Origin of the sequence: Streptomyces sp. NPDC006265, assembly GCF_040613555.1 — a bacterium.
GTDB lineage: Bacteria > Actinomycetota > Actinomycetes > Streptomycetales > Streptomycetaceae > Streptomyces.
Genome location: NZ_JBEXSH010000343.1, coordinates 1 through 8,581, shown reverse-complemented (window position 1 = coordinate 8,581; position 8,581 = coordinate 1). Strand labels below are relative to the sequence as shown.

Genomic DNA, 8,581 nt, shown 5'->3' with positions numbered 1-8,581 from the left:
GTTACATCGACGACTGGGAGGACTGGCGGCGGGCCGTCATACGCGAACTCCGGGAGGAAACCGGCATCGACGCGGCCGGCCGTGACGTACGGCTCGCCGACGCGATGAGCGCGCCCGACGGCCACCTGCTGCTGTTCGGCCTTCTCCCGGAGCGCCCCGCCGAGAGCCTGCCCTCCTCCGCCGCCACGGACGAGACGGAGGGCTGGCACCTCCTGCGCAGTCCCGAGGAGCTCGCCTTCCCCCTGCACACCCTGGCCGTGCGGGCCTGGTTCGAGGGCCGGTACATCTGAGCTCAGCGCTACCCGCCCCCGCGGACGCGCACCGGGTAGGACGGCGCGCCGCCGCCGTCCTCGCCCTCCCGCTCGACGACCACCCCAGAGCCCGTCCACCGAGCGGTGTAGCGCTCGATCTCCGGCTCGTCCCACCCGTCGCCCCCGTCCGGCACGACCAGCCCGCCCCCGGTCCGCCCCCGGGCGGGCGCCCACACCTCCAGCTCCAGCCCACCGTCCTTTCCGCGGACAGGGAGCACGGCACCCGCGCGAGCGAACACCGGGATCCGCGCCAGGGGAGCGTCGACGAGCACCTGCCCCGGCCCCTCGTACGCCCGCCCTGTCGCGGTGTCGTACCAGCGCCCCCACGGGAGCTGCACGGCACGCCGGTCCGCGCCCGGGGCCAGCACCGGCGCCACCAGCAAGCTGTCACCCAGCAGGAAGGCGTCGTCGCAGTCGCGCAGCGCCCGCTCCTCCGGCGCCGCCCACCACAACGGCCGCACATAGGGCGCTCCGGTACGCCGCGCCAGATGCGCCAGTGTCATGAAGTACGGCAGCAGCCGACGGCGTTCGACGAGCGCCACGCGCGCGTGCTCGAGCACCTCGCCACCGAACTCCCACGGCTCCCTGCGCCCCGCCCGCAGACTCGCGTGCGTACGGAACAGCGGCAGATACGCGCCCAGCTGGAACCACCGCAGATACAGCTCGGGGGACGGATCCCCGTCGAAGCCCCCGACGTCCGGGCCCGAGTACGGGACGCCGCACAGCCCGAGCCCCATCACCAGCGCCAAAGAGACCCGCAGCCCGGGCCACCCGGTGGCCACGTCCCCCGACCAGGTCCCCCCGTAGCGCTGCATGCCGGCCCACCCGGAGCGGGAGAACAGAAACGGCCGCTCCTCGGGCGTGAGCCTCAGCAGCCCTTCGAACCCCGCCCTGGCCATGCACAGCGCGTACACGTTGTGCGCCTCACGATGGTCACCGCCCCGTCCCTCCAGGGAGTGGCGTGCCGAGCGCGGCAATGTCGACTCGCCGAAGGCGGTGAACGACGTGGGCTCGTTCATGTCGTGCCAGAACCCCGAGAACCCCTGCGCGAGCCGCTCCTCGTAGAGGTCACCCCACCACTCACGCACGCGCGCGTGCGTGAAATCGGGAAACACCGCCTCGCCGGGCCACGCGACACCTTCCACGACCTGCCCCGAGGCGTCCCGCACGAACGCTTCCCCGGCCGCACCGCCGTCGTACACCGCGTTGCCAGGAAGAGCCTTCACAGCCGGGTCGACGATCGACACCAGCCGGATGCCGTCCCGCCGGAGATTCTCGGCCAGCACCGGCAGCTTGGGGAAGCGGTCCTGGTCGACGGTGAACACCTGATGTTCGTCGAGGTGGTCGATGTCCAGGTGCACGGCGTCCAGAGGCAGATCGTGCTCCAGGTAGCCCGCGACGATCCGCCGCACCTCCTGCTCACTGCCGAACCCCCACCGTGCGTGATGGTGCCCGAGCGCCCACGCGGGCGGCAGCGCGGGCGCCCCGGTGAGCGATGCCCAGGCGAGCAGCACACGCGCGGGGGTGCCCACCGTCACCCAGCACCGCAGCGGCCCGCCGTCCATCCGCAGCTCGCTCGTCCCGGCACGGTCGTGCCCGGAGCCCGCGCCCTCCTCGCCCTCCCGCAGTGTCACCGTGCCGTCCCACGAGCTGTCGTGGAAGGCCAGATGCGTACCGCCGTCGGACACCACCAGCTGCACGGGCATCGTGATGTACAGCGGATCATCCCCGGGCGCGAAGGCACGGCCGGGATCGCTGTTCCACAGCCGGTACGCCCCGTCCGGCAGGCGCGGACCCGAGCTGCGCCCCCCGAGTCCGAAGAACCGGGCGTCGGCGCCCACCTCCGAGCGCTGCATCCACCGCGCCGGACCGCCGCCGACCGGCTCCCACCACCGCGGCGGCAGATCACGCCGCAGGGTCACACCACCCGGGGTACGCACCTCCACCGCGCCGTACCGCGAGACCGCCACCGTCACCCGCTCGGCCACCACACGCCAGCCGCCGTCCTTGTCCGGCTCCAGAACCGCCCGAGGATCCGGGTCCGGACAACGGCCGGCCAGCGCATACGACGGCTCGGGCTCCGCCCCGTCCCAGCCCCAGAACACGGCCCCGTTCACGGCGACCAGAATCCGCAGCTCCGACCGGCTGAACCGGACGACACCGCCTCCTGGCCCCGGCTTCACGTCCTGTACGGGCCCGGGCACCCGCGCACGCTCCGCCCCCCGCGCCGGCAGCCCGGTGGCGTCGGCGCGGCGCCTGCGCCACGCTGCTCGTACGGTACGCACACCCTGCGCCGCCCCCACCGAAGCCACCGCTTTCACCGAACGCACCAGGTCACGACCGTTCATGCTGCTCACCCTGCCACCGACCGCCCCGCAAACGTGTGTCGTTCAACTGCCGTTCACCTGTGCCAGGACCACATCTTCACGACACGGACTATGTGGGGCGCACCCTGGTGCCGAAGTCGATCACATGGCATTGTCCGTGCCAGCCGCTCACGCGCACACCCCAGCCCGTGCGCGGAGGACGCACACGACGCGCACAGTCCGGGAGCCGACCATGTCGACCGACAGTTTCCAGCCGCTCTGGCAGCCCGACTCCGAGCGCATCACCCGCGCACGGATCACCAGGTTCCAGGCCTGGGCCGCCGAACACCACGGCGCCCCCGCCGACGGCGGCTACGCGGCGCTGCAGCGCTGGTCCGTCGACGAGCTGGACACCTTCTGGAGAGCCGTCACGGAATGGTTCGACGTCCGCTTCTCGCACCCCTACGCGCGCGTGCTCGGCGACCGCTCGATGCCGGGCGCCCAGTGGTTCCCCGGAGCGACCCTCAACTACGCCGAACACGCCCTGCGCGCGGCCTCCACCCGCGCGGACGAACCGGCCCTCCTGCACGTCGACGAGACACACGAAGCACGCCCCGTCACCTGGGCCGAGCTGCGCCGCCAGGTCGGCTCCCTCGTCGCCGAACTGCGCTCCCTCGGGGTTCGCCCCGGCGACCGCGTCAGTGGCTACCTCCCGAACGTGCCCCAGGCGGTGGTCGCCCTCCTCGCGACAGCCGCCGTCGGCGCCGTCTGGACGTCCTGCGCACCCGACTTCGGCGCCCGCAGCGTCCTCGACCGCTTCCAGCAGGTCGAACCCGTCGTGTTGTTCACGGTCGACGGCTACCGCTACGGCGGCAAGGAGCACGACCGGCGCGAGGTCGTCACCGAACTGCGCCGCGAACTGCCCACCCTGCGCGCCGTGATCCACATCCCGCTCCTCGGCACCGAGCCACCCGAGGGCGCCCTCGACTGGTCGGCCCTCACCTCGGCCGACACCGAGCCGGTCTTCGAGCAGGTGCCCTTCGACCACCCCCTGTGGGTGCTCTACTCCTCCGGCACGACCGGCCTGCCCAAGGCCATCGTCCAGTCCCAGGGCGGCATCCTGGTCGAACACCTCAAACAACTCGGCCTGCACTGCGACCTCGGCCCCGAGGACCGCTTCTTCTGGTACACCTCGACCGGCTGGATGATGTGGAATTTCCTCGTCTCCGGCCTGCTCACCGGCACCACGATCGTCCTCTACGACGGCAGCCCCGGCTACCCCGATACCGGCGCCCAGTGGCGTATCGCCGAACGCACGAAAGCCACCCTCTACGGCACCTCGGCCGCCTACGTCATGGCGTGCCGCAAGGCCGGCGTGCACCCGTCCCGCGACTTCGATCTGTCCTCCGTGCAGTGCGTCGCCACCACCGGGTCGCCGCTCCCGCCCGACGGCTTCCGCTGGCTCCACGACGAGGTCCGCGACGACCTGTGGATCGCCTCCGTCAGCGGCGGCACCGACGTGTGCTCCTGCTTCGCCGGAGCCGTCCCGACCCTCCCCGTCCACGTCGGCGAGCTCCAGGCCCCGTGCCTCGGCACCGACCTGCAGTCCTGGGACCCCAGCGGCAACCCGCTCGTCGACGAGGTCGGCGAGCTCGTCGTCACCAACCCCATGCCGTCGATGCCCATCCACTTCTGGAACGACCCGGACGGCAGCCGCTACCACGACAGCTATTTCGACACCTACCCCGGCGTATGGCGGCACGGCGACTGGATCACCCTCACCTCCCGCGGATCGGTCGTCATCCACGGCCGCTCCGACTCCACGCTCAACCGCCAGGGCGTCCGCATGGGATCCGCCGACATCTACGAAGCCGTCGAGCGGCTCCCCGAGATCAGGGAATCCCTCGTCATCGGCATCGAGCAGAGCGACGGCGGTTACTGGATGCCCCTTTTCGTCCATCTGACGCCCGGGACCGTCCTCGACGAAGCCCTGCTGAACCGCATCAAGCAGACGATCCGGGAGCAGTTGTCACCGCGCCACGTCCCCGACGAGATCATCGAAGTACCCGGCGTCCCGCACACCCTCACCGGCAAGCGCATCGAGGTCCCCGTCAAACGCCTCCTCCAAGGCACCCCGCTGGAGAAGGCGGTCAACCCGGGCTCCATCGACAACCTCGACCTGCTGAACTTCTACGAGGACCTGGCCCGCAAGCGCGCCTGACCCTCCGCCGCACAACTCCCCGTCACCAAGGCTCAGGGTGCAGGTCACAGCGATACCTGCTGTGACCTGCACCCTTGATCCGCGTTCGCCTGCTCGCTCAACCAAGCCCGGCTCGATTGTCAGTGCCGCCGGTTACTGTGAGTGAGCATTGATCGACCGTGCACAGGGGGAAACCATGACGCACACCGACAACCGCACCATGCGACGCGTCCTGCACCGCGAGATCGCCGGCACCATCGGCCTGCTCACCGACGAACACGACTTCCGGGCCATGCGGCGCTACCGCACCTTCACGTTCGCCGACCACGAGACCTACCTGAAACAGGTGGAGTCCCTCCTCAGGACCCGAGCCCTGCAGGGCAGCCACACCACAGTGGCCCTCTTCGACCCCGAGGAATACGCCGAGTTCTGCACACAAAAGGGCCTGGACCCCGACAACCCGTCGAGCCGCACCCGCTTCACCGCACAGATCGCGGCCACTGGCCCGACCCTTCCCTATGACGGCCGGCCGCTGTCCGACCTCGTCCCGGCCCTCGTCGACGAGGCGGTCCGGCAGGCCACCTGGGAGTACGCGACCGCACTGCTCGCCCGCCTCGGCGCCTGCACCTCTTGCGGTGAGGACCTCGGACGCGCCGCCTTCACCCGGGCCGCGGGCCTCCTCGTCCGCATCCTCGACACGGCCCCGCCCGGCAACCGCCACCTCGTCTGCAGCGTCACCGGACCGCCGGAAACCCTCATCGCCGCCCTCCACATCGGCGACGACGGAGCCGCTCTGGAACTGGACGAGACCGAAGCCCTCGAGTTCACCACGGTCCTGGCCCTCGGCCTGGCCACCGAAAGTCCCGGAGGACTCGTCATCCGGGCGAGTGCCCCGGACACACCCGACCGCGTCTACGGCTGGCGCATGCGCGCATACGGACTCGAGCCCCTCACCGCGGGGGAGGTCTTCGACGCCTACTGCACAGACATCGAATCCGGAGACCTGATCTCCCCGGAATCCAACGTCGACTACTGCGCACCGCCCGACCTCGGCGAAGAGAAACCCGCCCAGGGCCACACGCACTGAAAACGCCGGAGGGGCGCCCCACCTCAGTGGAGCGCCCCTCCGGGCAAGCCGTCGACCGCGAGCCCGAGCTACTCGCCCGACAACACCGCCTGCGCCGCGCTGCGCGCGTCCTCGGCGCTGTCCGTCGCCCGCGCCGCCGCAGCGGCCCGCTCGCACTGCGCCAGCGTGTACTTCGCCAGCGTCGCCCGGACATAGGGAATCGACGCGGCACCCATCGAGAGGGAGGTGACGCCGAGACCGGTCAGCACACACGCGAGCAGCGGGTCGGACGCGGCCTCACCACAGACACCACAGCTCTTCCCCTCGGCCTTCGCCGCCTCGGCGGACAGCTCCACCAGGTCGAGAAGAGCGGGCTGCCACGGATCCTGCAGACGGGAGACCGCACCGACCTGACGGTCGGCGGCAAAGGTGTACTGAGCGAGGTCGTTCGTCCCCAGCGACAGGAACTCGACCTCCTGCAGGATCGAGCGAGCCCGCAGAGCGGCCGACGGGATCTCGACCATCGCGCCGAACTTCGCCCTCAGCCCAGCCTCACGGCAGGCGTCCGCGAAAGCACGGGCGTCCGTACGGTCCGCCACCATCGGGGCCATGACCTCGAGGTAGACCGGCAGTCCCTCGGCGGCCTTCGCCAGCGCGGTCAGCTGGGTGCGCAGGACCTCCGGGTGGTCGAGCAGCGTCCGCAGACCCCGCACGCCGAGCGCCGGGTTCGGCTCGTCGGACGGCGTGAGGAAGTCGAGGGGCTTGTCCGCGCCCGCGTCCAGCACCCGCACCACGACACGCCCCTCGGGGAACGCCTCGAGCACCTGCCGGTACGCGGCGACCTGCTTCTCCTCGGAGGGCGCCTGCTTGCTGTCGTCCAGGAAGAGGAACTCGGTACGGAAGAGACCGACCCCCTCGGCACCGGCCTCGACGGCGGCCTCCACATCAGCGGGGCCACCGATGTTCGCGAGCAGCGGCACCTTGTGCCCGTCGGCGGTGGCACCGGGTCCGGTGGAGGCCGCCAAGGCAGCCTTCCGCTGGGCGGCAGCGGCTTCGAGCTGCGCCTTCTTGTCGTCGCTCGGGTCCACGAAGATCTCTCCCGTGCTGCCGTCGACGGCGATCATCGTGCCCTCGGCGAGCTCACCGGCCCCCGGCAGCGCCACCACGGCCGGCACACCGAGGGCCCGGGCCAGAATCGCGCTGTGGCTGGTCGGACCGCCTTCCTCGGTGACGAAGCCGAGCACCAGAGTCGGGTCCAGGAGGGCGGTGTCGGCAGGCGCGAGGTCACGGGCCACCAGCACATAGGGCTCGTCGCTGTCGGGGACGCCCGGCATCGGCACTCCCAGCAGACGGGCGACAATACGATTCCGCACGTCGTCGAGGTCGGCCACGCGACCGGCGAGGTACTCACCGGCTCCGGCCAGCAGCTCGCGGTACGAGGCGAACGCGTCGTACACCCCGCGCTCCGCCGTGCTGCCGACGGCGATCCGACGCTCCACGTCGGCCATCAGCTCGGGGTCCTGGGCCATCATGGCCTGCGCCTCGAGCACCGCCTGGGCTTCGCCGCCGGCCAGGTTGCCGCGTGCCATCAGGTCCGCAGCCACCGCCTCCACGGCCTTGCGGGCGCGCCCCTGTTCACGCTCCGCCTCTTCCGCCGGGATCTGCTTCGCGGGCGGCTCGAGCACCGCCGTTCCCATGTGCCGTACCTCGCCGATGGCCACACCGTGGCTCACGCCGACGCCTCGCAGCGTTGTCTCCATCTCACCCGTCTCCGATAGAGCGGCGGGCCCGCCGCCGCGTTGGTTGTCGTACTCGCCGTCATATGACGGCACGGACGTCACTTCCAGAGGAAGAGACCGTCGCCGGCCTTCACTTCGCCGTCGATGCGAAGATCGGAGAGAGCTTCGGCCGTGGCTTCCAGCGCCACGACCGGGCAGATGGCGGACTTTCCGGCGGCCTCGACGGCGGCCGGGTTCCAGCGCACGACACCCTGACCGCGCCTGACGGTGTCGCCCTTGTTCACGAGCAGCTCGAAACCCTCGCCGTTGAGCTGCACGGTGTCGATACCGAGGTGGGTGAGCACGCCGTGTCCGCTCTCGTCGACCACGACGAACGCGTGCGGGTGCAGGGAGACGATGACGCCGTCCACGGGCGAGACGGCCTCGGAGGGCTCACGTACAGGGTCGATCGCTGTGCCCGGGCCGACCATGGCCCCGGAGAAGACGGGATCCGGCACGGCTGCCAGTCCTATGGCGCGTCCTGCGAGCGGGGACGTCACGGTGGTCATGGGAAGCCTCCCAGGGGTGGAGATCGATATGGCCGTCCCTGTGTAGGTACCGGGCGGCACACTGTTCAGCAGCGTATGTCACCTGAAGTGCCGGTTCCGCGTACGCACTCCGAAGTGGTCTAGACCATACCCCAAATCGATTTGCACCGGCTCCACGGCCGCGTGTACAGTCGTACTCCTGCTTGGGGCTGAGCGACGCAACCTTGCGCCCTGGCCGAGCAGCAACCAACTTGTCAGATCCTATCTCCGGGCTCACTTCTGCATGTCTGCAGGACGGTGGTCAGAGGGCCGGAAAAACACTGATAGAGTGTGGAACACCGAAGGGAAGCCCGGAGGAAAGCCCGAGAGGGTGAGTACAAAGGAAGCGACCGTTCCTTGAGAACTCAACAGCGTGCCAAAAGTCAACGCCAG

6 protein-coding genes are annotated in these 8,581 nt (G+C 70.5%); 3 read left to right on the top strand and 3 right to left on the bottom strand.

All coding sequences use genetic code 11. The features are described 5' to 3' along the window. The coding region (locus tag ABZ281_RS25550) for an NUDIX domain-containing protein (RefSeq protein WP_356659035.1) at window positions 1–290 on the top strand (290 nt) is incomplete at its 5' end. Between the two features lie 8 nt (window positions 291–298). Here ABZ281_RS25550 and ABZ281_RS25545 read toward each other — a convergent pair. Further along, entirely contained in the window at window positions 299–2,659 is a 2,361-nt protein-coding gene (locus ABZ281_RS25545) for a TIM-barrel domain-containing protein (RefSeq protein ID WP_356659033.1), read from the bottom strand. A gap of 211 nt (window positions 2,660–2,870) precedes the next feature. On the opposite strand from ABZ281_RS25545, the gene ABZ281_RS25540 reads away from it, so the two are divergent. Together ABZ281_RS25540 and ABZ281_RS25535 are read left to right on the top strand one after the other, a co-directional pair. After that, window positions 2,871–4,838, top strand: coding sequence for an acetoacetate--CoA ligase (locus ABZ281_RS25540; protein ID WP_356659031.1), 1,968 nt, complete (start codon window positions 2,871–2,873; stop codon window positions 4,836–4,838). A gap of 175 nt (window positions 4,839–5,013) precedes the next feature. Continuing rightward, on the top strand, window positions 5,014–5,904 hold the full coding sequence (locus tag ABZ281_RS25535) for a hypothetical protein (RefSeq protein WP_356659029.1): 891 nt from the start codon (window positions 5,014–5,016) through the stop codon (window positions 5,902–5,904). A 68-nt stretch (window positions 5,905–5,972) separates the two neighbouring features. Here ABZ281_RS25535 and ptsP read toward each other — a convergent pair whose 3' ends face one another. Beyond that, the gene (gene ptsP, locus ABZ281_RS25530; RefSeq protein ID WP_298564733.1) at window positions 5,973–7,643 is read right to left on the bottom strand and encodes a phosphoenolpyruvate--protein phosphotransferase; all 1,671 of its coding nucleotides are present in this window, start codon (window positions 7,641–7,643) and stop codon (window positions 5,973–5,975) included. A gap of 77 nt (window positions 7,644–7,720) precedes the next feature. After that, the gene (locus ABZ281_RS25525; RefSeq protein WP_356659027.1) at window positions 7,721–8,170 is read right to left on the bottom strand and encodes a PTS glucose transporter subunit IIA; all 450 of its coding nucleotides are present in this window, start codon (window positions 8,168–8,170) and stop codon (window positions 7,721–7,723) included. Window positions 8,171–8,581: the final 411 nt, after the last annotated feature.